Origin of the sequence: Paraburkholderia edwinii (assembly GCF_019428685.1) — a bacterium.
GTDB lineage: Bacteria > Pseudomonadota > Gammaproteobacteria > Burkholderiales > Burkholderiaceae > Paraburkholderia > Paraburkholderia edwinii.
This window is the reverse complement of record NZ_CP080095.1, coordinates 2,860,841-2,882,583: the sequence shown is the minus strand read 5'-3', so window position 1 is coordinate 2,882,583 and position 21,743 is coordinate 2,860,841. Positions and strand designations below refer to the sequence as shown.

21 protein-coding genes are annotated in these 21,743 nt (G+C 65.1%); 11 read left to right on the top strand and 10 right to left on the bottom strand.

The features are described from left to right. Nucleotides 1-145: 145 nt before the first annotated feature. Genes KZJ38_RS12735 through KZJ38_RS12725 form a run of 3 tightly spaced genes read left to right on the top strand, consistent with a single transcriptional unit; the run spans nt 146 to nt 2,789 of the window. Nucleotides 146-1,471, top strand: a complete 1,326-nt coding sequence (locus KZJ38_RS12735; protein WP_219796241.1) for an acyl-CoA dehydrogenase family protein — start codon at nt 146-148, stop codon at nt 1,469-1,471. Nucleotides 1,472-1,488: 17 nt separating this feature from the next. After that, nucleotides 1,489-2,139 carry a class I SAM-dependent methyltransferase gene (locus KZJ38_RS12730; RefSeq protein ID WP_219796240.1) on the top strand — a complete coding sequence of 217 codons (651 nt, stop codon included), beginning with the start codon at nt 1,489-1,491 and terminating at the stop codon, nt 2,137-2,139. After that, the gene (locus KZJ38_RS12725; RefSeq protein ID WP_219796239.1) at nt 2,136-2,789 is read left to right on the top strand and encodes a glycosyltransferase family 2 protein; all 654 of its coding nucleotides are present in this window, start codon (nt 2,136-2,138) and stop codon (nt 2,787-2,789) included. The genes KZJ38_RS12730 and KZJ38_RS12725 overlap by 4 nt, the downstream gene beginning before the upstream one ends. 44 nt (nt 2,790-2,833) lie before the next feature. Here the strand turns inward: KZJ38_RS12725 and KZJ38_RS12720 are convergent, their stop codons facing one another. After that, complete coding sequence (locus tag KZJ38_RS12720) at nt 2,834-3,052, bottom strand: hypothetical protein (protein WP_219796238.1); 219 nt, start codon at nt 3,050-3,052, stop codon at nt 2,834-2,836. Nucleotides 3,053-3,268: 216 nt separating this feature from the next. After that, entirely contained in the window at nt 3,269-4,030 is a 762-nt protein-coding gene (locus KZJ38_RS12715) for a Pr6Pr family membrane protein (RefSeq protein ID WP_219796237.1), read from the bottom strand. 167 nt (nt 4,031-4,197) lie between these two features. Between KZJ38_RS12715 and KZJ38_RS12710 the strand changes: the two genes are divergently transcribed. From KZJ38_RS12710 to KZJ38_RS12700, 3 genes are all read left to right on the top strand, one after another. Beyond that, nucleotides 4,198-5,346 carry a GGDEF domain-containing protein gene (locus KZJ38_RS12710; RefSeq protein ID WP_219796236.1) on the top strand — a complete coding sequence of 383 codons (1,149 nt, stop codon included), beginning with the start codon at nt 4,198-4,200 and terminating at the stop codon, nt 5,344-5,346. A gap of 248 nt (nt 5,347-5,594) precedes the next feature. Further along, nucleotides 5,595-6,062 carry a helix-turn-helix transcriptional regulator gene (locus KZJ38_RS12705; protein ID WP_246641457.1) on the top strand — a complete coding sequence of 156 codons (468 nt, stop codon included), beginning with the start codon at nt 5,595-5,597 and terminating at the stop codon, nt 6,060-6,062. Between the two features lie 2 nt (nt 6,063-6,064). After that, nucleotides 6,065-7,399, top strand: a complete 1,335-nt coding sequence (locus KZJ38_RS12700) for a type II toxin-antitoxin system HipA family toxin (protein ID WP_219796235.1) — start codon at nt 6,065-6,067, stop codon at nt 7,397-7,399. Between the two features lie 35 nt (nt 7,400-7,434). Here the strand turns inward: KZJ38_RS12700 and KZJ38_RS12695 are convergent, their stop codons facing one another. From KZJ38_RS12695 to ddpX, 6 genes are all read right to left on the bottom strand, one after another. Beyond that, on the bottom strand, nt 7,435-8,253 hold the full coding sequence (locus KZJ38_RS12695; RefSeq protein ID WP_219800303.1) for an ABC transporter ATP-binding protein: 819 nt from the start codon (nt 8,251-8,253) through the stop codon (nt 7,435-7,437). Nucleotides 8,254-8,261: 8 nt separating this feature from the next. Beyond that, the gene (locus KZJ38_RS12690; protein ID WP_219796234.1) at nt 8,262-9,212 is read right to left on the bottom strand and encodes an ABC transporter ATP-binding protein; all 951 of its coding nucleotides are present in this window, start codon (nt 9,210-9,212) and stop codon (nt 8,262-8,264) included. Nucleotides 9,213-9,215: 3 nt separating this feature from the next. Continuing rightward, nucleotides 9,216-10,145, bottom strand: coding sequence for a nickel transporter permease (gene nikC, locus KZJ38_RS12685; protein ID WP_219796233.1), 930 nt, complete (start codon nt 10,143-10,145; stop codon nt 9,216-9,218). A 130-nt stretch (nt 10,146-10,275) separates the two neighbouring features. Then, a complete protein-coding gene (locus tag KZJ38_RS12680) occupies nt 10,276-11,346 on the bottom strand; it encodes an ABC transporter permease (RefSeq protein ID WP_219796232.1) in 1,071 nt (356 codons plus the stop codon). Nucleotides 11,347-11,389: 43 nt separating this feature from the next. Next, nucleotides 11,390-13,000 (bottom strand): ABC transporter substrate-binding protein, encoded by a 1,611-nt coding sequence (locus KZJ38_RS12675; protein ID WP_219796231.1) that lies wholly within the window; start codon nt 12,998-13,000, stop codon nt 11,390-11,392. 13 nt (nt 13,001-13,013) lie between these two features. After that, entirely contained in the window at nt 13,014-13,592 is a 579-nt protein-coding gene (gene ddpX / locus KZJ38_RS12670; RefSeq protein ID WP_219796230.1) for a D-alanyl-D-alanine dipeptidase, read from the bottom strand. 404 nt (nt 13,593-13,996) lie between these two features. Between ddpX and KZJ38_RS12665 the strand changes: the two genes are divergently transcribed. Then, complete coding sequence (locus KZJ38_RS12665; protein ID WP_246641763.1) at nt 13,997-15,262, top strand: epoxide hydrolase family protein; 1,266 nt, start codon at nt 13,997-13,999, stop codon at nt 15,260-15,262. A gap of 78 nt (nt 15,263-15,340) precedes the next feature. Here the strand turns inward: KZJ38_RS12665 and KZJ38_RS12660 are convergent, their stop codons facing one another. After that, the gene (locus KZJ38_RS12660; protein ID WP_219796229.1) at nt 15,341-15,562 is read right to left on the bottom strand and encodes a hypothetical protein; all 222 of its coding nucleotides are present in this window, start codon (nt 15,560-15,562) and stop codon (nt 15,341-15,343) included. Between the two features lie 210 nt (nt 15,563-15,772). Then, entirely contained in the window at nt 15,773-16,237 is a 465-nt protein-coding gene (gene mscL / locus KZJ38_RS12655; protein ID WP_219796228.1) for a large conductance mechanosensitive channel protein MscL, read from the bottom strand. 314 nt (nt 16,238-16,551) lie between these two features. Here mscL and KZJ38_RS12650 point away from each other — a divergent pair, with 314 nt between their 5' ends. From KZJ38_RS12650 to KZJ38_RS12635, 4 genes are all read left to right on the top strand, one after another. Next, nucleotides 16,552-18,885: a xanthine dehydrogenase family protein molybdopterin-binding subunit gene (locus KZJ38_RS12650; protein WP_219796227.1), complete on the top strand. Its 2,334-nt coding sequence runs from the start codon at nt 16,552-16,554 to the stop codon at nt 18,883-18,885. A 56-nt stretch (nt 18,886-18,941) separates the two neighbouring features. After that, the gene (locus KZJ38_RS12645; RefSeq protein ID WP_219796226.1) at nt 18,942-19,403 is read left to right on the top strand and encodes a (2Fe-2S)-binding protein; all 462 of its coding nucleotides are present in this window, start codon (nt 18,942-18,944) and stop codon (nt 19,401-19,403) included. Nucleotides 19,404-19,599: 196 nt separating this feature from the next. Next, nucleotides 19,600-20,226 carry a hypothetical protein gene (locus tag KZJ38_RS12640; RefSeq protein ID WP_219796225.1) on the top strand — a complete coding sequence of 209 codons (627 nt, stop codon included), beginning with the start codon at nt 19,600-19,602 and terminating at the stop codon, nt 20,224-20,226. 152 nt (nt 20,227-20,378) lie between these two features. After that, nucleotides 20,379-21,716: a DUF2325 domain-containing protein gene (locus tag KZJ38_RS12635; RefSeq protein ID WP_219796224.1), complete on the top strand. Its 1,338-nt coding sequence runs from the start codon at nt 20,379-20,381 to the stop codon at nt 21,714-21,716. Nucleotides 21,717-21,743 lie beyond the last annotated feature (27 nt).

Sequence of the window (21,743 nt, the reverse complement as noted above, 5' to 3'; positions counted from 1 at the left end):
GGGTTTCGCGCGGGTTCCCCCCATAGGCATGACGCTTGCGGTTCCGTTTGCAATGGCATGCGCGCGCTGAGGCGATTCGACCTGCTTCGCGAATCGCTTCGGACGATCAGGCGCAAGCCGCAATGATTCCCCGACGGAGGTCTCGATGAACCACATCGGCAACGATGCGGCGCGCGACGCTGTGCGCCGCGTACACAACGCAGGAAGTGCGCAACCGGGTCAAGCGGGTGCGGTGCAGGCCGGCGCACGCAATGGCGGCGACCATGAGCGCATCGATCGGCGCGGTCGCGACCCTAAGCATGGCGGGCTGCAACGCGTGCTCGAACAACAACTCGGCGCCATGCGCTTCACGACCGACGCGGCACAAAGCCGCGGCGCAGCGCTCGAAGCACTGTGCGCGCGCGGTCTCGACTGTGTGCCGCTGCCGGGCCGCGGACGCACCGTCGAACGCTGGAGCGCGCTTGCCGCGGTTGCCGCGTGCGACCTGTCACTCGTCAAGCTCTACGAAGGACATACCGACGCGCTCGCGATTCTTGCCGAACTGCATGCATCCGGACTCGCGGCGCCCGGGCAACGCTGGGGTGTCTGGGCCGCCGAGCCGCCGCACCAGAAAGTGGCGGCAGTGCCGGAGGGTAATAGCACGCATAGTAGTGCGCTCAACAGCGCGCGTAGCGGCGTCCGCGATGTTCCCCCGGAAAACGCGGGAACCGGCAGCGTGTTGCGCCTCGAAGGCGTCAAGCCCTGGTGCTCGGGCGCCGCGCTGCTTACGCATGCGCTTGTCACGGTGTCCCGTTACGGCGAGCCTGTGCTTGCCGCAGTCGAGCTCGCGCAGCCATCGGTTCATATCTCGGACGGCGGCTGGAACGCAATCGGTATGGCCGCGACCGGCACGAGCGAAGTCTGCTTCGACGGCGCGTTGGCCGTGCAGGTTGGCGCAGCGGGCGCGTATCTCGCGCGGCCCGGCTTCTGGCACGGCGGCGCCGGTATTGCCGCCTGCTGGTATGGCTGCGCGGCTGAAATCGCCGCCGTGCTGCGCGCGCATGTCGTCCGGCGCAACGAAGCGCATGCGTGCGCGCATCTGGGCGCGGCCGACGCGCAACTGGCGGCCGCCGGTGCGCTGCTGCGCGAGACCGCCGCATGGATCGACCGCTATCCGCGGGCCGACGCGATGCGTCGCGCGATGCGTGCGCGCCTCGCCGTCGAAGATGCCGCGACATCAGTGCTCGCGCATGCGACGCGCGCGCTCGGCCCCGGCCCGTTGTGCACGGATCTTCACTTCGCGCGCGCGGCCGCGGATCTGCCCGTGTTTCTGCGCCAAAGCCATGCGGAACGCGATGCGGCATCGCTCGGCGAAGCGCTGCGCAATCCTCCCGATGCACCCGATCCGCTTGATCTACATGGTTCGCCCGATCGCCTGGATCCGCTCGCGTGCGAGGGGCCGGACAGGCAGTGGCGGCTCGCCAGTCTGTAATGGGAGGAGACGACCGTATGGCGCTCTCGGCTACCTATTTTGAAGACCTGTACCGCGTAGACGACGACCCGTGGGGATACCGGCATCGCTGGTACGAACGCCGCAAGCAGCAGTTGACACTCGCCGCGCTGCCGCGCGAGCGTTTTCGACGCGCTTTCGAACCGGCCTGCGCGAACGGCGAGTTGACCGCGCTGCTTGCCGCGCGCTGCGATGCGCTGTTCGCGTGCGATCTGAGCGGGCGCGCGGTGCAGCTCGCGCGCGAGCGCTGCGCGGAACTGCGCAATGTCTCGATCGAGCAGCGCGTGCTGCCGCATGAGTGGCCTCATGTGAGCGCGTCCGATAGGCACGATCTGCACGATAGGCGCGATCTCCCCGACAGGCGGTTCGATCTGATCGTGATCGGTGAACTCGCGTACTACCTCGATCCCGATGAAACTGCGCAGCTCGCGCAACGCGCATGTGCATCGCTTTCGTCGGACGGCACGCTCGTCGCATGCCACTGGCGCCATGCCTTCGTCGAGCGGCGCCAGCCGGCCGAAGCCGCGCATGCCGCGTTCGACCGCTGCATTTCGCTGACCCGAATCATTCATCACGAAGAACCCGACCTGCTGCTCGACGTGTGGTCGGCGGACGGCCGTTCGGTCGCGCAACAGGAGGGGCTCGCATGATCGGCATCGCGATTCCGGTGCATAACGAAGAGGCGCTGCTTGGCGCGTGCCTGCGCGCGGCGCTCGACGCGGCCCGGCATCCGCGTCTGCGCGGCGAAGCGGTGCAGATCGTTGCCGTGCTCGATAGCTGCGACGATCACAGCGCCGCGGTTGCGCGCGATTTCGGTGTGGATGCGATCGAAATCGAGGCGCGCAATGTCGGTATCGCGCGCGCGGTCGGCGCGGATCGGCTGCTCGCGCGCGGCGCGCGCTGGCTCGCCTTCACCGATGCCGATAGTCGCGTCGCGCCGGACTGGCTCGCCGCCCAGCTTGCGCTGCGCGCGCAGGCGGTCTGCGGGCCGGTCGTCGTCGACGACTGGACGCCGCATCACGAACGCACGCGCGCCGCGTTCTATCGCGCGTATATGGATGCGGACGGGCACCGGCATATTCATGGCGCGAACATCGGTGTGTCGGCGCGCGCGTATCGCCGCGCGGGTGGCTTTCCGCCGCTCGCGTGCAGCGAAGACGTTGCGCTTGTCGATCTGCTCGTCGCGGCCGGCGTGCGCATTGCGTGGAGCGCGGCGCCGCGCGTCGTGACGAGCGCGCGCGTCGATGCGCGCGTGCGCGGCGGATTCGGCGATACGCTCGCGGCGCTGGCCGCGGGATAGCGTGCGCGATGAAGTGCGCAATGAGAGTGCGATGAGGGGCGCGATCAGCAGGCGGTACGCATAGCGCGTATGCGCATGCGTGTCGGCGGCGCTTCCGGCGGCGGATCGCCGGCGGGCGGCGGCGTGCCGCCCGGTTCGCGTTCGGGCACGGCCGGCGCGTCGGGATCGTCGTCTGGCGGCGGTGTCGGATCGGGCTCGATTTCAGGCGGCGTCGGCGTGTGCAGACGCCAGTTGCGTGTGCCTTGCGGCAAAGAATGGGTCATGAGTGGGCTCGCTTGCGGTTCGTGGCGCTATGGGCGGCGTGTGTGACGCCGGATGCGCTCGCTCCACGCAGAAGGGGCAATCCTCATGCCACGCGATGCCGGTATGGTGGAAATGGAAGGGCGCGCATCGACACGCGGCCCGCGCGCGAGGTCGACGCAAGCGAATCGCTATCACGCGATATCGCGATGAGTGGGGAACACACAACGAAGTACGCGCTATCGCCCGACGTCCTGCGTCACATCCTGCCGCGCGTGTTGAGTAGCAATCGACGCCTCGCGCGTGCGCTGCGGCCGTCGATGATTGATGGCGATAAACAGCACCATGAGCCCGATAAACGCGCCGATCAGTGCTAATTCGTTGATCAGCACGCGCTCGTAGCCGAGTTCGAGCACATCGATGAACGGGTATGGATAGAAGTCCGACAGGCTGCCGCGCAACATCGTCGCGGCGATATAGGCGAGCGGATAAACGAGCCACAGCAGACTGCGCCGAATCGTCAGATGAAAGCGCGGCACGAACAGCAGCCAGTAGAGCGCGCAGAGCGCGGGCAGCACGGTATGCAGGCTTTCGTTGACGAGCGACCGGTAACCGTGCGGCGTCCACAGATGGCGCAACAGGAAGTTGTACGCGAGTCCGACAAAGACCATATACACGACGATCGCAGTAACCACCGTCGGTGCGCGAAAAAAGCGGCCGATCGGCGTGGGCGGCCGCAGCGCGATGCAAGTGAAGCTGATGGCGCACAGCAGTACCGTCAGGTTCGTCAGATAGCTGCTCATGCGCTCGAGCGCATCGAACACACCATAGCCGCGCGCGGCGAGCCGATCGATCGTGATGTCGGTTTGCGCGGCGAACGCGAGCCACGCGATGAGCGCGATCAATGCCGCTGCTGTCAACGATGCGGCGCTCGGCGTGTGCAGCGGCAACTCGGGTTCGTCGCGCGAAGGCGGCGTGGGCAAGGTCGGCGGTGCGGTCATGCGTCGATTTTAAACACGGCGTGTCGCTCATGCATTTCAAGAAATGCGAGTTTCGTGCCGTAAACTCATATAGTCTGACAATCGCGTTGCGCAGCCTTGCCGGCATCGGTCGTCACTGCATCTCTTTCGGCCACTTTAGCGGCGCTTTGCGCTATATCGCTTTGCCCATGCTCGACCCAGTCAATATCCTGATCGTGACCGTGCTCTCGGGCATCATGAGCATGGCCGTGCTCGGCTCGTTGCGGCCGGCGGCAATTCCGGGCGTCGGTTACTGGATCAGCGGCAATACGCTGGCGATTGTCGGGCTCGTCCTGTTTGCACTGCAACGCGCCACGCCGCTTTATCTGTCGGTGATGATCGCCAACGGCATCTTCTCGATAGCAGTGCTGCAGATGTTGCAGGGTTGCCGCCAATTCTTCGGACGGCGGCCGATCGAATTCGGCGAATACGTGTGCTGGGCCGCGATGATGATCGGCTTCCTGTGCTGGACCTATGTCGTGCCGGACATCAATGCGCGCATTCTGCTTGCGTCGCTGTTTCATGCGTATGTGTATGCGTCGGTCGGCTGGATCACCTATAAGGGCCATATTCCTGGGCGCCCGAAATATAGCTATCACTTCGTTACCGCGACCGCGTCGCTCGGCGCGCTCGGCCATCTGTCGCGCGGGCTCCTCTACGGATTCGGCGTCGTGCACCAGACGGCCTTGCTGCAGCCGAACGTCGTGAACGTGGCGTTCCTCGGCCTGGGCATTCTCGCGCTGCCGTCGCTGTCGATCGGCATGGTGATGCTCGCGCATGACCGGATGGCCGAGCGGCTCGAGCGCTGGGCGAACATCGACGAACTGACGGGCGCGCTCACGCGCCGCGCGTTTCTCGCGCGCGCGGAAGCGCGGCTTGCACAGGCGCTCGCGAACGGCACGCGGCTGTCGATCGCGATCATCGATATCGATCACTTCAAGTCGATCAACGACGAGCATGGGCATGCGTGCGGCGACGAGGTGCTCGCGCATTTCGGCCGCGTCGTCGCGGCGAATATCCGCGCGACCGATCTGTTCGGCCGTCTCGGCGGAGAGGAGTTCGCCGTGCTGTGTCCAGCGACGGGACGCGCGGACGCGGTCGAGCAGCTCGACCGGCTGCGCACGAAAATCGCCGGCGGCGGCTGCCTGCTCTCCGACGGCGAACGGCTCGTCTATACGTTTAGCGCGGGCGCTGACGAACACCGGCGCGGCGAAACGCTCGCGCATCTGATGGCGCGCGCGGATGCGGCGCTTTATGCGGCGAAGGCGAGGGGAAGGAACCGGGTGATGGCGGGTTGAAGCCGATTTAAGGACGGTTGAGGTCCGGGGGATGGTCGGTTGAGGGCCGGCGCAGGGATTGCGTGGCAAGCTCCACAGCGCGATGGGCAGCTTCGGGATTACAGTCTTTAGGCTGTATTTTTCATTTACAGTCTATAATCTGTATTTTGAATTTGCAGTCTATTCTTTGTATTGCATACAGCTCAAAGGCTGTAGTATCGTTTTACAGGCAATAGACTGTATTCGGCGATGAAAGCGGAGGTGGGGCCGTGGAATATCCCGTTCGTACAGCCAGTGAGCTTCACCGGATGCTCAAGGCCTTCCGGAAATCTGCCGGCCTCACGCAGGCCGGCCTGGCGAGCCTGCTCGGCATAACCCAGCAGACATACGCGGCGCTGGAAGCCAACCCGGGCTCGGCCAGCACCGAGCGCGTGCTCAGGGTGTTGCGCATCCTGAAGGTCGATATGTCGCTCAGCTGGTCCGTGCGCCCGCGGCGCACTGCGCCCCGCACGCCTTCCGCCGCGGTTGCAGGCAAACGGCCGCAATTGCCGCGATCGCCGCAGTCGGCCGGCCAGTCGAAAGCGGGCGCCGCGGCGCCAAAGCGTGCCGCCGGGCAGGCAGCCGCAAAAGGAAAGCAGGGCGCCGCGCTTCCGGCGGGCGGCGCCAGGGCCAGGAAAGACGCCGCATTGGCGCCCAAGGCAACCAAACGTGTGATTCGTAAGCGAGAGGATTGGTAACCATGATTCGTGGCGCCCGTGCGAACAGACTCGACATCTGGATGAACGGGCTGCCCGTCGGCTACTGGGAAGTCTCCCGCGGCGCGGGGCGGCTCGCCTACCGCGACGACTGGGTGGCGGACGAGCAAGGCCGCCCGTTATCGCTATCGCTGCCGTTTACGCCGGGAAACCAGTCGTATCAAGGTCCTGAAGTCGAAGCGTTCTTCGACAACCTGCTGCCCGACAGCGAAGCGATACGGCGGCGCATCGCGCTGCGCTACCGCGCGCGCGACACGTCCTCTTTCGCGATGCTGGCGGAATTGGGCCGCGACTGCGTCGGCGCAATCCAGCTGCTGCCGCCGGATGAAACGCCGACGGACCTGCAGTCCATCCACGGCAGGCCGCTCGATGAGGCAGCGGTGGCGCAGCTGTTGCGCGACACTACCGCGACGGGTGTGCCGGGCCGGCACGACCCCGTCGGGGACCTGCGCTTATCCATCGCCGGCGCCCAGGAAAAAACCGCGCTGCTGTGGCATGGCGGCCAGTGGCTGCTGCCGGAAGGCAGCACGCCCACCACGCATATTTTCAAGCTTCCGCTTGGGCTCGTCGGCAACATGCAGGCCGACATGCGCACATCGGTCGAAAACGAATGGCTCTGCTCGAAGATCGTCGCGGCGTACGGACTGCCGGTGGCCGAGTGCGCCATTGCGTGCTTCGAAGACCAGAAAGTGCTGGTCGTGACACGCTTCGATCGCCGGCTCGCCAGTAACCGCCGCTGGATCCTGCGGCTTCCGCAGGAGGACATGTGCCAGGCCACCGGTACGCCGGCGCTGCACAAGTATGAGAGCGACGGCGGGCCCGGCGTCGAGCGCATCATGGAGATTCTCTCGAGTTCGGAAGACGCGGCTGCGGACCGGCGCAATTTCTTCGTGACGCAGATTGTGTTCTGGCTTCTTGCCGCAACCGACGGCCACGCGAAGAACTTCAGCATCGCGCACTTCCCGCGCAATCAATACCGGTCGACACCGCTCTACGATGTGCTGTCGGCTCACCCGATTATCGGCAACGGGCGCAACCGGCTTGCGCGGCAGAAGGCGAAGCTCGCGATGTCGGTGCGCAGTCAGGACAAGCACTATCACATTGAAGCGATCGAGCGGCGCCACTGGATCGCGCAAGGCGCTCGCGTCGGCTATCCGGCCGCGCAGGTGGAAGAGATGATTGCGCAGGTTGCACGTCGCACCGACACGGTAATCGACGAAGTATCGGCCGAATTGCCGGCCGATTTCCCAGCCGATGTCGCGACGAAGGTCTTCGATGGAATGAGGCGATTCAACAAGCGGCTGATGGCGACGCAGTGATTTCGACCGCGTGCGCGCATCAGGTTTTTCGCGCGCTACAACGCCGCATCCACTCCGATTGAATCGACCGCATTGCGCCGGTATCCGGCAGTCGCAAGCAACAGGCTGCGCGTGTATTCATGTTGCACGCGCTGCTCGCGCACGGCATCGATACCGAGCGCTTCGACGATCTCGCCGTTGCGCATCACCGCGACGCGCGAGCACAGAAAGCCGACCACCGCCAGGTTGTGGCTCACGAGAACCATGGTCAGATTGCGCTCGCGCGCGAGGCGCTGCAGCAGGTTCAGTATTTCGGCCTGCACCGATACGTCGAGCGCTGACGTCGGTTCGTCGAGCAGCAGCACGCGCGGCTCGACGATCAGAGCGCGCGCAATGGCCACGCGCTGCCGCTGGCCGCCCGACAGCTGATGCGGGTAGCGGAAGCGGTACGCGGGGCCGAGTCCGACTTCGCGTAGTGCAGCGGCAATGCGTTCGTGTTCGCGATCGAGGCCGTTGATCGCGAGCGGCTCGCGCAGCGTTTGGTCGACGGTGAAGCGCGGATGCAGCGAGCCATACGGGTCCTGAAACACCATTTGCACGCCGCGCTGCGGGGCGCGGTCGCGCGAACCGCTAACGCGTTGCTTTGCACGCGCGCCGCTTGCCGTATCTACCATGCGCCCACCGATCGTCACGCGCCCGCCCGCAATCGGCACGAGCCCCGTCAACGCGCGCAGCACCGTCGACTTGCCCGAACCCGATTCGCCGACGAGGCCAAACGCTTCGCCCGCCCGCACCTGAAAACTCGCGTCACGCACTGCGTCGAATGGCCCGGTTTTCGTGCGAAAGCGTACCGTGAGCGCGTCGACGTCGATCAACGGTTCGTTCATGCGGAGGCTCCCGCGTGCGCGTTATCGTGCGAGTCCGTGAGCCATGCCGGGTCGCGTGCGAGCACCGGCAATTCGTCCGGCGGGTTGGCGAGCGGCGGGTTCGCGGCCAGCAGGCCGCGCGTATAAGGATGCTGCGCATGCAACAGATCGCGCGCCGCGCAGGTTTCGACGACACGCCCCGCATACATGACGACCACGCGATCGCAGAACGACATCACGAGCGGCAGATCGTGGCTGATCAGAATCAGCCCGGTGTCGTGCTTCGCAATCGTTTCGTCGAGAATCGCAAGCACTTGCGCGGCGACCAGCACATCGAGCGCGCTGGTCGGTTCGTCGGCGACCAGAAGGCGCGGGCCCGTCGACACCATCATCGCGATCATCACGCGCTGCCCCATGCCGCCCGACAGTTCGTGCGGATACGCGTCGGCGACACGCTGCGGATTGCGGATATGGACGGCCGCGAGCGCCTCGACGATCTTCTCGCGCATCTCGCGGCGGCCGGTTTTAGGCGCGTGCAGCGCGAACGCTTCGCGCATCTGTTCGGCCACAGTCATCACCGGGTTCAGCGAATATTTCGGGTCCTGCAGGATCATGCCCATCTGTTGGCCGCACAACTGACGGCGCTTGCGCGCGCTGAGCGCGAGCAGGTTCGTACCATCGAAGCGCAGCGTGTTCGCGTGCATCTGTGCAGCAGGCGGCAGTAAGCCGAGCAACGCGCGGCCCGTCAGCGACTTGCCCGAACCCGATTCGCCGACAATGCCGAGCCGCTCGCCTTTGTTCAGCGTGAGCGATACACCGCGTACCGCTTCCGCAAACGTGCCGTCGTGGCCGCGAAACGCGATGCGCAGGTCGTCGATTTCAGCGAGCGGAACAGAGGCGAGGGCGCTTTTAGCCGTGTCGGCCACAGCCTTGCCCGTAGCGCTCGGCAGCGAAGAAGAATCGGTCATCGGTCAGTCTCCATGCCGCGGATCGAACACGTCGCGCAGTCCGTCGCCGAGCAGATTGAACGCAAGGCTCACCACGAGGATCGCGCAGCCCGGTATCGTCGCGACCCACCAGGCGTTGAGCAGCACATTGCGGCCCGACGCGACCATGTAGCCCCATTCAGGGCTTGGCGGTTGCGCGCCAAGGCCAAGAAAACCGAGGCCTGCGACGGTCAGGATGATGCCCGCCATATCGAGCGTCGCACGCACGATGACCGACGACGAGCACAGCGGCACGATATAGCGCAGCAGAATGCGCGCGCGCGACGCGCCTTGCAGCCGCGCGACGTGGATAAAGTCCGCATCGACGAGCCGTAGCGTTTCGGCGCGAGCAAGCCGCGCATAGGCCGGCCATGCGGTAATCGAAATCGCGATAACCGCGTTGATGACGCCGGGCCCGACAGCGGCCGCGAACGCGAGCGCCAGCACGATCTTCGGAAACGCGAGCGCGATATCGGTGATGCGCATCAGCACGTTGTCGATCCAGCCGCCGCAGAAGCCGGCCACCGTGCCGATCATGAGGCCGATCGGCACCACGACGATCACCACGAGTATCGCGATCGACAGCGTGATGCGCGCGCCGTCAATGAGCCGGGACAGGATGTCGCGGCCGAGCTGATCGGTGCCGAGCCAGTGCGACACCGAACCCGGCGGCAGCAGCCGGTCGGACAGGACCTGCCGCAGTGGATCGTGCGGCGCGATGAGCGGCCCGAATGCGGCCACTGCGACCAGCAGCACGAGAATCGCGAAACCGAACAGCGACAGCGGATTGCCGGCAAAGCGCCGCCAGCGGCGGTACGCGAGGCCGAGCGCGGCCTGGCGGCGCGACGCGGGCGCGTCGCTCAGGAGCCACGCGCGCCAGCCCGAGGCGCGTCGCGGCGGCGGCTCGTCGTTCATGGGTGCGTCGTGCATCGCCGCGGCGCCCTCGTCGGGCAACGCAGTCGATTCGGACGAAGGGCGAATACGGCTCATAGGCACATAAGAAGGCTAACCGCGAGGCTAAAAGCAGGAAGACAGCGAAGCATCGTCAACGGGCACGTGGGTCGAACACGCGATACAGCGCGTCGGTCAGCAAATTGAGCGCGATAAACGTCGCGCCGATCACGAGCGTGCTGCCGAGCACCGCGTTCATATCGGCGTTCAGGAGCGCGCCGGTCAGATACGAACCGATGCCGGGCCATGCGAACACAATTTCGGTCAGCACCGAGCCTTCGAGCAGAAAGCTGTACGACAGCGCGATCACAGTCAAAAGCGGCACCATGATGTTGCCGAAGGCGTGCCGCCAGATCACGCGCCGCTCCGGCAATCCTTTCGCGCGCGCCGTGGTGATGTATTCCTGGCTTAGCTGGTCGAGCATGAACGAGCGTGTCATCCGGCTCAGATAGGCGACCGAGTAATAGCCGAGGATCGCGGCCGGCAGCGCGATATGCGATAGCGCGTTGAAGAACACCTCCCATTCGCCGGCAATCAGCGCGTCGATAAGCAGACTGCCGGTGTGCGTATCGACCATGCCGTCGTAGACCGGATCGATACGGCCGGGGCCGCCCACCCAATGCAGTCTCGCGTAAAACAGCAGCAGGCCCATCAGCCCGAGCCAGAACACGGGCACGGAGCTGCCGATCAGGCCGACAAAGCGCGCGACGTGATCGATCCAGCGGTTATGCCGGACCGCGGCGATCACGCCGAGCGGTATGCCGATCAGCACGCCGATGACGGTCGACAGCGTCGCGAGCTCGAGCGTGGCCGGAAATACACGCTTGATGTCGTCGAGCACCGGGTTGGCGGTAAGCAGCGAGACGCCGAGATTGCCGTGCAGCACGTCGCGCGCGTAGACCCAGAACTGGACGGCGAGCGGCTGGTCGAGGCCGAGCTGGGCGCGCGCGGCCGCGTAGGCCGTGGCGGAGGCGCGGTCGCCGACCACCGCGAGCACCGGATCGATCGGCACCTTGCGGCCGATCACGAAGGTCACCGCGAGCAGCCCGACGAACGTAATGGCGAGCGTCAGCACCCAGCGCAGCGCGCGCAGCGTCCAGCGCACGCCCGCGTGATGAGCGGGCAGAGCGCGCAGGCGGTCGAACGGCGTGACGGGAGTCGACATGATGGCTTCCTTGCTCGGGCGCCGCAGTTTCACGCAGTTTCGCTTACGGCTGCTTCTTCAGGTGCAGATACGATACAAGATCGTTGATCGGACCCACTTCGATGCCGCTCACACCGGGCCGCATCGCAACCTGCGACACCTGCTGGAACATGATCACGAACGGCGAGTTCGCGAGCATCTGCTTCTGCATCGTCTGGTAGAGCTGCGCGCGTTTCGTAGTTGACGATTCGGCGAGCGCTTCGTTCGTTTCCTTCGTCAGATCGGGAATGTTCCACGAATTGCGCCATGCGAGCATCTTGTAGGATGACTTGTCCGAGTTGTCGGGGTTCCATGCGAAGCCCTGCGCATTGCTGTGCGGATCGATATAGTCGGCCGACCATTCGCCGATATAGATGTCGTGCGCACGTGCGCGGTATTTCGCGAGCGTCTGCTTGTTGTCGCCGGGAATGATCTCGACCTTGATGCCGCCTTGTGCGAGATTCGCCTGCACCGCCTGCGCGATTTCGTTATATGGGTAACTGCTGCGCACGTCCATCGTCACCTTGAAGCCATTCGGCAAGCCCGCTTTCGCGAGCAGCGCCTTCGCTTTCGCGACGTCCTGGTGATACGGGTTGTCGTTCAGCGCGCCGAGAAAGCCTTCGGGCAGAAACGTCTGGTGCACCTTGAACGTGGACTTTGCGATATTGGTCTGAATGCCGTTGTAGTCGATCAGCCACTTCATCGCTTCCTGCACGTCGGGCTTCGCGAGATTCGGGTTCTTCACATTCAGGCCCAGATACAGCAGCGTCGCCTGCGGCACGGCCGTGACATGCGCCTTGCCGGATTTTTCCAGCGCGGCGAGGTCGTCGGGGCTCAGGTTGCGTGCAATGTCGGCGTCGCCGTTTTCGAGCAGCAGACGTTGTGTGGCCGCTTCGGGCACATGACGCAGCACGATGCGCTTCATCGCAAGCGGCACGCGGTAGCCGTCGAAGCGCTGCAAGATCAGGCTCTCGTTCGCGGTCCACTTGACGAGCTTGTACGCGCCTGAGCCGGCCTCGTTCGTGCGCAGCCATTCGTTGCCGAAGTCGTTGTTCTTCTGGTGCGTGAGCAGCAACTGTTTGTCGACCACCGAAGCGGGCCACGCGCCGAGCACGTTGAGCACGAAGGTCGGTGCGTATTTCTGGTCGGTGCTGACGCTCACCGTCGTGTCGTCGATTTTCTTCACGCGTTGCAGCACATTGTCTTTGGTGAGGCCGATGCCTTGCAGCACCGCGGCCGCGCCTTTGTCGAGCAGCACGGTGCGCTGGATCGACCACGCGACGTCGTCGGCGGTGAGCGGATTGCCCGAATGGAACTTGAGCCCGCTCTTTATCCTGAACGTGAACGTCAATCCGTCGGGGCTCACGCTCCACCATTGCGCGACGTCGCCGTTGAATTTCGACGGATCCTTGAGGTCCACGCGCACGAGCCGGTCGTAGGTGTTCGCGATGTATTCCTCGGGCACGAGCTCGTAGACTTCGCCCGGATCGAGCGTGGAGAACTCGTCGAGCATCGTCGCCATGACAAGCATGTCTTTCGGCGTCGCGGCGCCCGCGGGCATGCTTGCCGTCAGCGAGAAGCCTATCGAGGCCGCCAGTGCGGCCACGGCGAGCACGTTGCGCAAACCCTGTTTCATTCGTCTGTTCCCCTTACATGAGCCGTAGCGGCCCGCTATTGGCGTTGTCGATCAACGGCAGCGCGAGCGCGCCCGGCAATTCGAAATGCCACCATTCGCTTTTGATATGCGTGAAACCGGCCGCATGCATGACGCCGAGCAGCATCAGCCGGTTGCGCTGCACATGCTCGGGCAGGCCCGGATGAAAGTGCTCGGATTCGACCGTCATCGCATCGAAGCCCGTGCCCATATCGAGCGCTTCGCCGTTCGCATCGAGGAGCGTGAGGTCGACTGCAGCGCCGCGGCTGTGGTTCGAGCCGCGCTTGACGTCGGCGATATAGGTCGGGTCCGGCAGGAAGTCCCACAGCACCTGCTGCGCTTGCGGCGGCCGGTACGCATCGAAGATGCGTAGCGCGAAGCCGCTGTCGCGCGCGATTGCAATCGCGGTGCGCAGCGCGGCTTCGGCCGGCTCGAGCAGCAGGCAGTGCGCGTGTTGGTAGATCGGTTTGCCCGTCAGATTGCGCGCGGTGGCGTAGACGAGGTCGATGTCGACACCGTGCGTGTCGCGGGTGATGGGAATCAGTTTTGAAGTGGATCTGATGGGTTCGGTCATGTATGGAACGGGTGGTAGGCATCTGACAAGGCCAAAAAACACAGCGCTAGCTTAAAAAATCAATGGGCATTGGTCGAGCAATAGTTTTTGAGGGAAAACGCCAGGTGACGCGCGCGTCGGGTCGCAAATACCGCAGATTACATGCCGATACAAATCCGTGGGAATCGGAAACGTGACGATAACGGCGCGACAAATCCGGTACAAGCGGGCCAGGCAGAATGCCGGCAAGCGAGCGCAAGGCAGAGATCGTTCGCGACCGTCTTCCCGGCATTCCGTTCGTAGGAGAACCACGCATGTTTGCAGCAGACCGCCTGAGTCCGTCTTGCCGTTCTTACGTCCGTCACCGCGCCCGCCGGCTATTGGCCACGGCGATGGGTTTCACGATGCTCGTGGCCGCGGGCCACATGCGCACCGCCCACGCTGCCGATGCGGCATCGACCGCGTCCGCCATCGGCAGCGCACACAGCGACGAAAGCATCCGCCCATATCGGATTTACGTGCCGCAGGCGCAACTCGACGATCTGAAGCGGCGCATCGCGCAAACGCGCTGGCCCGACGTTGAAACGGTGAAGGACGATTCGCAAGGCATCCAGCTGGCGAAGGTGCAGGCACTCGTGCGCTACTGGGGCACCGATTACGACTGGCGCAAGGCCGAGGCGCAGCTCAACGCGCTGCCCGAATTCGTGACGACGATCGATGGCGTCGACATCCAGTTTATCCACGTCCGCTCGCGCAACCCGAACGCGTTGCCGGTCATCCTCACGCATGGCTGGCCCGGCTCGACCTTCGAGTTCATCAAGGCGATCGGCCCGCTGACGGACCCCGAGGCTTATGGCGGGCGTGCCGAAGACGCGTTCGATGTGGTGATTCCGTCGATTCCCGGTTATGGCTTTTCCGGCCGGCCGACAGACCTGGGCTGGGGCCCCGATCGCACCGCGCGCGCATGGGACGTGCTGATGAAGCGGCTCGGTTACAGGCAGTACGTGTCGCAGGGTGGCGACCACGGCTCGGTGATCTCCGACGCTCTCGCGAGGCAAGCGCCGAACGGCCTGCTGGCGATTCACCTCAATATGCCGGCCACGGTGCCGGGCGATCTCATGAAGTCGATCAACAGCGGCGACCCCGCGCCGGCCGGATTGACGCCCGCCGAGCGCGACGCCTATGACTCGCTCAGCACGTTTTTCGGCCGGAATGCGGCCTACGGCGCGATGATGGTCACGCGTCCGCAGACGATCGGCTATTCACTCGCGGATTCGCCTTCGGGCATGGCAGCCTGGATGGTCGAGAAGTTCGCGCAATGGAGCGACAGCGGCGGCGATCCCGAGCGCGTGCTGACGAAGGATGAAATGCTCAATGACGTCACGCTGTACTGGCTGACCAATACGGGTGCGTCGTCGTCGCGGTTCTATTGGGAAAACAACAATAACAATTTCAGCTCGGCCGCACAGAAAACGACGGACATCAAGATTCCTGTGGCCATCTCCGTGTTCCCGCACGAGATCTATCGCGCGCCGAAGAGCTGGAGCGAGCGCGCGTACCCGACGCTGTACTACTACCACCAGGTGGCGAAAGGCGGTCACTTCGCGGCCTGGGAGCAACCGCAGCTGTTCGCCGAGGAATTGCGCGCCGCGTTCAGGCCGGTGCGGCGTCAGTTTGGGCATGGGGCGTAAAGCCTAGCGGCGCTGCAGGGGCAGCGCGGCGCCGCGAGGTGCGCTCACTGCGGCTGCTCAATGCGAGAACTGACTGTGCTATCCGGGGCGCTTGCCGGTGTCCGGCGGCGCCCGGTCCGGTTCCGGTTCCGGTATGCCGACATCGGGCACGTCGGCCGGCGTGCCGGGGTTCGGTGCGTCGGGGATGGCCGGTTGGTCGGGAATCGGCGGGTCCGCTGCGGGATCGCTTGCGGCAGAAAGGCCCGCGGCAGCGGCGGGTGTGCGCGGTTTAGCTTGCGGGTTTGCGTAATTCGGCAGCATGGCGAGCCTCCTTGTTGCGGCGCACTGAGTGGCGCACTGAGTGGCGCAGTGAGCGGCGCGATAAGCGGCGCGATAAGCGGCGCACCGGGTAGCGCGATGACCAGCGCGATAAGCGCGGACCTCGAGCCGTGGCGCCAGTCATCTGGACCGTTCGCTACGGTCGAGCATCTGGCGTTCCCGCGGCGTCGGCGCGGCGCCGTACGCCGGCGGTCAGGCGCGCTGCCTCTGATCCTTCAACTCGTCGCGGATCTCGCGCAGCAGCAGGACGTCCTCGGGCGGCCCGGCCGGCGCTGCTGGCGTCTCGGCTTCGGTCTTTTCGAGCTCGCGCAGCTTGTTGATGAACTTGACGAGCAGAAACACGATAAACGCGAGAATCAGGAAGTTGAGCACGACGGTCATGAACGAGCCGTAGCCGACCACCGCGACGCCCGCTGTCTGCAGGTCCTTGTACGAATCGGGATTGCCCTTGAAGCTTGCCGGTAACGCGCCGATCCGGATGAACTTGTTCGAGAAGTCGATATTGCCGGTCACGATGCCGACGATCGGCATGATCAGGTCCTTCACGATTGAATTGACGATCGTCGAAAACGCGCCGCCGATGATCACGCCGACCGCGAGATCCATCACGTTGCCCTTGATCGCAAACTGCTTGAACTCCTGAAAAACGCCTGCCATGGTGGGTTCCTCCGTTTTTGTCGACGGAGAACCGGTTAGCGAATTGCATTCCCGGCCTACGCAAGGTGCGAATTCGCGCACTAAGATGCATGGAAGCGCGACTGTACAGGTGGACCCCGGACGGGAGATATCCCGGCCATCGCCGGACCGATCCAGGCCGATCCGGGCCGTCCTTGCCGGCAGGTTTTCATTCAGACGCGCGCCTGTGCGTTTTACCTGATGTCCGCTCACCGCGACCTCTGCCGCTGGTCAGGGTCGCTGGTGGGCCGTGGCGACCGATATAACCATCGTCAAGAACCGTTGCGTGGCGTGCCATGGTCAAGCGTAGAACCTTCCTTGTCGGCGGTGCCGCGACGCTCGGCGCGCTCGTGGTCGGCTGGTCCGCGCTGCCGCCGCGCCAGCGGCTGACGCCGGCGGAGCCACTTGCCGCGCAGCCCGCGCAGACGGCGATAAACGGCTGGGTCAAGATCGGCGCCGACAATCGCATCACCGTGATGGTCTGCCGCGCCGAGATGGGGCAGGGCGTGCACACCGGGCTGGCGATGCTGGTCGCCGAGGAACTCGATGCGGACTGGTCGACGGTCGGCGTCGAGGCCGCGCCAGTCGACCGGATTTACAACAACGTGGAAAGTGTCGCCGGCAACCTGCCGTTTCGTCCCGACGACGACAGCGCGATCAAAGGGCTTTTCACGTGGCTTGCACGCAAGGGCGCGCGCGAGGCCGGTGCGATGATGACGGGCGGTTCGACCTCGCTCAACGACGCGTGGCTGCCGATGCGCGAGGCCGGCGCGGCCGCGCGCGCGATGCTGATCGAGGCGGCCGCGACGCAATGGGGCGTGCCTGTCGAGCAATGCCATACGAAGACGGGCCGCGTATACGACGGCCCGGTTGACGCGCCCGCCGACGGCATTACAGCGGCCGCCACGCGCAGCGCGACATACGGCGAGCTCGCGCCGCTTGCCGCGCGCCAGGCGCTGCCGCGCAAGATCGAGTTGAAAGATCCGGCCGCATTCCGGCTGATCGGCAAGCCGCTCGCGCGTATCGAGGCGCCATCGAAGCTCGATGGGTCGGCGCGCTTCGGTATCGATGCGGCGCCCGACGGGTTGCTGTACGCCAGCGTCGCGATGTGTCCGGTGTCCGGCGGCGCGGTCGCGCATTTCGATGGCGCGGCTGCTGCCGTGCAGTCCGGCGTGGTCAGCGTGTTCGCGGTGCCGCCTTATCACGGCGGCACAGGTGGCGTCGCGGTGATCGCCGACAACGCCTTCACGGCGATGCACGCGCTCGACGCAGTGAAGTGCGAATGGAAGATCGACGACGACACGCGCCTCTCGAGCATGGATGCGATGCGGCGCCTTTCCGAAGCGCTCGACGACAGCGCGGGGCACACGTGGTATGCACATGGCGACGTCGATGCGGCACTCGGCATCGCCGCGCGCACGGTCAGCGCCGAATACCACGCGCCGTATCTCGCACATGCGGCGCTCGAACCGATCAACTGCACCGCGCAGATCAGAAGCGATGGCTCGGCAATCGTCTGGGCCGCGACACAAGTGCCCGACGTCGCGCGCCGCTATACGGCACAGATGCTCGGCATTGCCGAGGACAAAGTCGACTTGCGCCAGCAGCTGATCGGCGGCGCGTTCGGCAGGCGCCTCGAGATGGATTACATCGCACAAGCCGTCGCGATTGCGGAGAAGGTACGCGGCACGCCCGTGCAAACCATCTGGACACGTCCGCAAGACATGACCCACGACTTCTATCGCCCGGCATGTGTATCGCGCTTTACCGCAGGCCTCAACGATGCGGGCGTCGTGACCGCATGGCGCAACACCTCGGCGAGCCAGTCGATCGTGACGAGCTGGCTCGCGCGCAACTACGGCGTACCGGGTTTTGCCGCGGCGCTCGGCCGTTCGTTCGACAAGACCAACGACGAAGGCGCATTCGATCAGCCTTACGAATGGCCGAACGTACGCATCGGCCACAAGCCGGTGGCGCTGCCGGTGCCGGTCGGCTTCTGGCGCTCGGTCGGGCATTCGCATCAGGCGTTCTTTGTCGAGAGCTTTGTCGATGAACTGGCGGCCGCCGCGCGCAAAGACCCCGTCGCGTTTCGCGCGGCCATGCTCGCCCATCATCCGCGTCATCTCGCGGTGCTGCGCCGGGTCGCGCAGCTCGCGGGCTGGCGGACGCCACTCGATGCCGACGAGCGAGGTCTTGCGCAGGCGCGCGGCATCGCGTTGCATGAGGCGTTCGGCAGCGTCGTCGGTCAGGTGGTCGAAGTATCGGTCGAAGCGGACAAGGCGAGGACGATTCATGTGAACCGTGTGGTCTGCGTGATCGATTGCGGCTTGCCTGTGAATCCGAATCTGATCGCACAGCAGCTCGAAGGCGCGATCGTATTCGGACTATCCGCCGCGCTTTATGAATCGATCACACTCGACGGCGGTGCGGTCAAAGAGCAGTACTACAGCGATTATCCGGTGGTGAGAATGGAGCAATGCCCGCGGATTCAAACGGACATCATGACGAGCCGCGAGCATCCGCAAGGCGTGGGCGAGGCGGCGACGCCGCCTGTCGCACCGGCGGTCGCGAATGCAGTGTTCGCGCTGACCGGGCGCAGGCTGCGCTCGCTGCCGCTCAAGCTTGCATGAGCGGCTTGCATAAGCGCGGCCTACTTTGCCCGGTATGACGGGCGCGGGAGACGACGATGCTGTCTCTGAACATCAATGGACACGATACGGCGATCCGCTCCGATCCGGCGACGCCGCTGTTGTGGGTGTTGCGCTGCGAGCTAAAACTGACCGGCACGAAATTCGGCTGCGGTGTCGGCGTGTGCGGCGCGTGCACGCTGCATATCGACGGCGCCGCGCAGACCTGCTGCACGAAGCCGGTCGCGCAATTGCATGGCACCAGAATTACGACGATCGAAGGGCTCAGTGGGGTAGAGGCGCGCGCACTCAAGGCCGCATGGCTGCGCATCGATGTCGTGCAATGCGGCTACTGTCAGAGCGCGCAACTGATGGCGGCCAGCGCGCTGCTGATGCACAACCATAAACCGGGCCCTGCGGATATCGATCAGGCGATGACGCCGGTGGTTTGCCGCTGTGGCACGTACCCGCGTATCCGGCGGGCCATTTACGAAGCGAGTGGTCAAACTCGGACGTGGTGAGCGCGCGGCGTCGCTTTGCACCGGGGTGTGTCGTTCCCCTTTGCTTTCCACGGTTGAAATGCCGTTTCCCGATTCGCGCACGCTTTCAGAAAGGCCTCGCATCCATACACGTTTCGATATAGTATCGATATATTCGGTAGAATACATCGGTCGATACTATGTCACTTGCATGCGCAGGCGAACTGGAGAAGGCGGCGTGAGCAGTCGTCAGATCGCGTCACCGCGCGCGGGACAGGCGTCGCAGCCGGGCGCGCTGGCAGCGCATATCAGCACGCTGAAGCCGGCAGGCGCCGACGACCGCGCGCCGCTGATACGCGACGTCGTGGACGGCTTTATCCGTCTGCGTAACAGCGTATTGCGTTTCGTGCTGCTATTCGCGGGCGGCGATGCGGGTGGCAATGCGGGTAACGATCACACGGCGCAACGCGACCAGTACGGCACGGCGCCAATGCTGCGGCTTCTGAAGGTGCTAGACACTGCCGCGCAGGCCGCGCAGTTCGACCGCATGCGCGAATTGAGGCGTGCGATACGCGATGCGCGTGCGCTCGAAAAAACGCGCGACGCGGTGTTTTCAGAGTCTTTCAGCAACGATCCCGCGGCGCTGCGTGTGGCTGTAACAGAACTCGAGCGTGTCGACGCGATTCTCGTCGGGCTGTGCGTCGAACATGTGCTCGAGCGGCAACTCGCCACGCCGTTCGATGCGGCGCGTGTGGCGCCTGCGGTCCGAAGCGAACGTCCGGCGGCGCGTGGCGCGCGGCACGCTTATGCAGCGGCATCGATATCCGACGGTGGTGGCGCAGGCGTGGCTACGGTGCAGCGCTAATCCACGGTCATTGCGCATTCCTGTAACGCCAGCGGGCCCGCGGCCGTCATCACGCAAACTGCGCGGCCGCGCCGTAATCGCGCCTCGTTATATTCAATGGTATATTTCGAAAATACAAATCCGCTGTGACCCGAACCCGACACGAGGCCACCATGCAAGCTTCTCCGTTTCGTCTCGCCGCCGCGCGCGGCGTCGAGCGAACCGACGCTTACATCGGCGAGCGTCTGCGCGCGTCCGACGCCTGCTGCGCGCCATCGCAAGGACAACTGCAAAGCCTGAAGCGCCGCACGCGGCTTTCAGAGCTCGACTCGCATCTGCATTGCTCGATCATCGGCACCTGCCTGGCCACACATGAATTGCGCAAGCTCGTGCCGAAATTCACGCGGCTCGACCGGCAGAAGGCGACGGATCTCGAGATCCACCACGCGGCCGTCGAACTCGCGATCGAAGGCGGCGCGGGCGGCAAGGCGCTGCACAAGGCGCTCGACGAACGCTACGCGGGCGCGCTGCGCTGCTTCGAACAGGCGAAGGACACCGACGCGCTGCTCGTGCTCTGGAACGATGCGCTCAAGAGCGGCGATATCCCGCCCGCGTACTGGGCGCTGATGACGCATCCGCAGGCGACGCTGCAAGCGCGCCAGGCCGCGTTCGGCGAATTGCATATGCTGTCGCATCTGGTCGGCGCCGCGAATCGCGCGGATATCCGGCGGCTCGTCGCGCTCGAGCAGGAAAACGCCGAACTGCATGTGAAGGTCGAGCGGCAGCAGCAGCGCTTGCAGCAGATGGCGCTCGAACGGGACGCAGGGATGCGCCATATCGATGAACTGAACGCGCAGCTTTCGGCACGTTCCGCCGCGCCCGTTTCAGGCGCGCAGCACGCGGAAGCGGAACGGCTGCGCGAGGCGATTGCCGCGCGCGACGCGCGCCTCGCCGTGCAGACGAGCCGGTGCGATGCAGCCGAACAGCGGCTCGCGACCGAGCAGGAAAATGTACGCCTCATACGCGCAAGCCTCGACGATGCACTCGCGTTGCTGCGGGTGATTCAGGATGAGGCGCAGGCGCTCGAACGCACGATGCAGGCGCTCAACGACACATCGGACACGGCGAGCGCGAAGAGCGGCGCCCTCGATATGCTGCAGGGCAAGCGCATCGTCTATGTCGGTGGACGGCCCGGTTCGAATAGCGCGGTGCGGCGGCTCGTGGCATCCGCGGGCGGCGAGGTGACGGTGCACGACGGCGGCATCGAAGACCGCAAGGGTCTGCTGGCCGCGGCGCTGCCGAATGCGGATATGGTCGTGTTTCCCGTCGATTGCATCGACCACGACTCGATGAACATGCTTAAGCGCGTCTGCGAGCGCAGCCAGGTGGCGTACTACCCGCTGCGCACGGCGAGCGTGGCGAGCTTCGTCGAACTGGTGGCGCGGCTTGCGGCCGCCGAGGCGCCGGCGCCGGCCGCGCGCGTGTCGCGCTTCTGTTTGCGGCACGGCTGAGCGCAGCACCGCCTGTGCGGCCCGCTG

Coding starts and splice junctions, on each gene's coding strand:
- nikC (WP_219796233.1), bottom strand. CDS start 10,145: ATGAACGACGAGCCGCCGCCGCGACGCGCCTCGGGCTGGCGCGCGTGG.
- KZJ38_RS12675 (WP_219796231.1), bottom strand. CDS start 13,000: ATGAAACAGGGTTTGCGCAACGTGCTCGCCGTGGCCGCACTGGCGGCC.
- KZJ38_RS12635 (WP_219796224.1), top strand. CDS start 20,379: ATGCAAGCTTCTCCGTTTCGTCTCGCCGCCGCGCGCGGCGTCGAGCGA.
- KZJ38_RS12680 (WP_219796232.1), bottom strand. CDS start 11,346: ATGTCGACTCCCGTCACGCCGTTCGACCGCCTGCGCGCTCTGCCCGCT.
- KZJ38_RS12665 (WP_246641763.1), top strand. CDS start 13,997: ATGCGCACCGCCCACGCTGCCGATGCGGCATCGACCGCGTCCGCCATC.
- KZJ38_RS12715 (WP_219796237.1), bottom strand. CDS start 4,030: ATGACCGCACCGCCGACCTTGCCCACGCCGCCTTCGCGCGACGAACCC.
- KZJ38_RS12645 (WP_219796226.1), top strand. CDS start 18,942: ATGCTGTCTCTGAACATCAATGGACACGATACGGCGATCCGCTCCGAT.
- ddpX (WP_219796230.1), bottom strand. CDS start 13,592: ATGACCGAACCCATCAGATCCACTTCAAAACTGATTCCCATCACCCGC.
- KZJ38_RS12690 (WP_219796234.1), bottom strand. CDS start 9,212: ATGACCGATTCTTCTTCGCTGCCGAGCGCTACGGGCAAGGCTGTGGCC.
- KZJ38_RS12660 (WP_219796229.1), bottom strand. CDS start 15,562: ATGCTGCCGAATTACGCAAACCCGCAAGCTAAACCGCGCACACCCGCC.
- KZJ38_RS12735 (WP_219796241.1), top strand. CDS start 146: ATGAACCACATCGGCAACGATGCGGCGCGCGACGCTGTGCGCCGCGTA.
- KZJ38_RS12730 (WP_219796240.1), top strand. CDS start 1,489: ATGGCGCTCTCGGCTACCTATTTTGAAGACCTGTACCGCGTAGACGAC.
- mscL (WP_219796228.1), bottom strand. CDS start 16,237: ATGGCAGGCGTTTTTCAGGAGTTCAAGCAGTTTGCGATCAAGGGCAAC.
- KZJ38_RS12710 (WP_219796236.1), top strand. CDS start 4,198: ATGCTCGACCCAGTCAATATCCTGATCGTGACCGTGCTCTCGGGCATC.
- KZJ38_RS12700 (WP_219796235.1), top strand. CDS start 6,065: ATGATTCGTGGCGCCCGTGCGAACAGACTCGACATCTGGATGAACGGG.
- KZJ38_RS12650 (WP_219796227.1), top strand. CDS start 16,552: ATGGTCAAGCGTAGAACCTTCCTTGTCGGCGGTGCCGCGACGCTCGGC.
- KZJ38_RS12720 (WP_219796238.1), bottom strand. CDS start 3,052: ATGACCCATTCTTTGCCGCAAGGCACACGCAACTGGCGTCTGCACACG.
- KZJ38_RS12725 (WP_219796239.1), top strand. CDS start 2,136: ATGATCGGCATCGCGATTCCGGTGCATAACGAAGAGGCGCTGCTTGGC.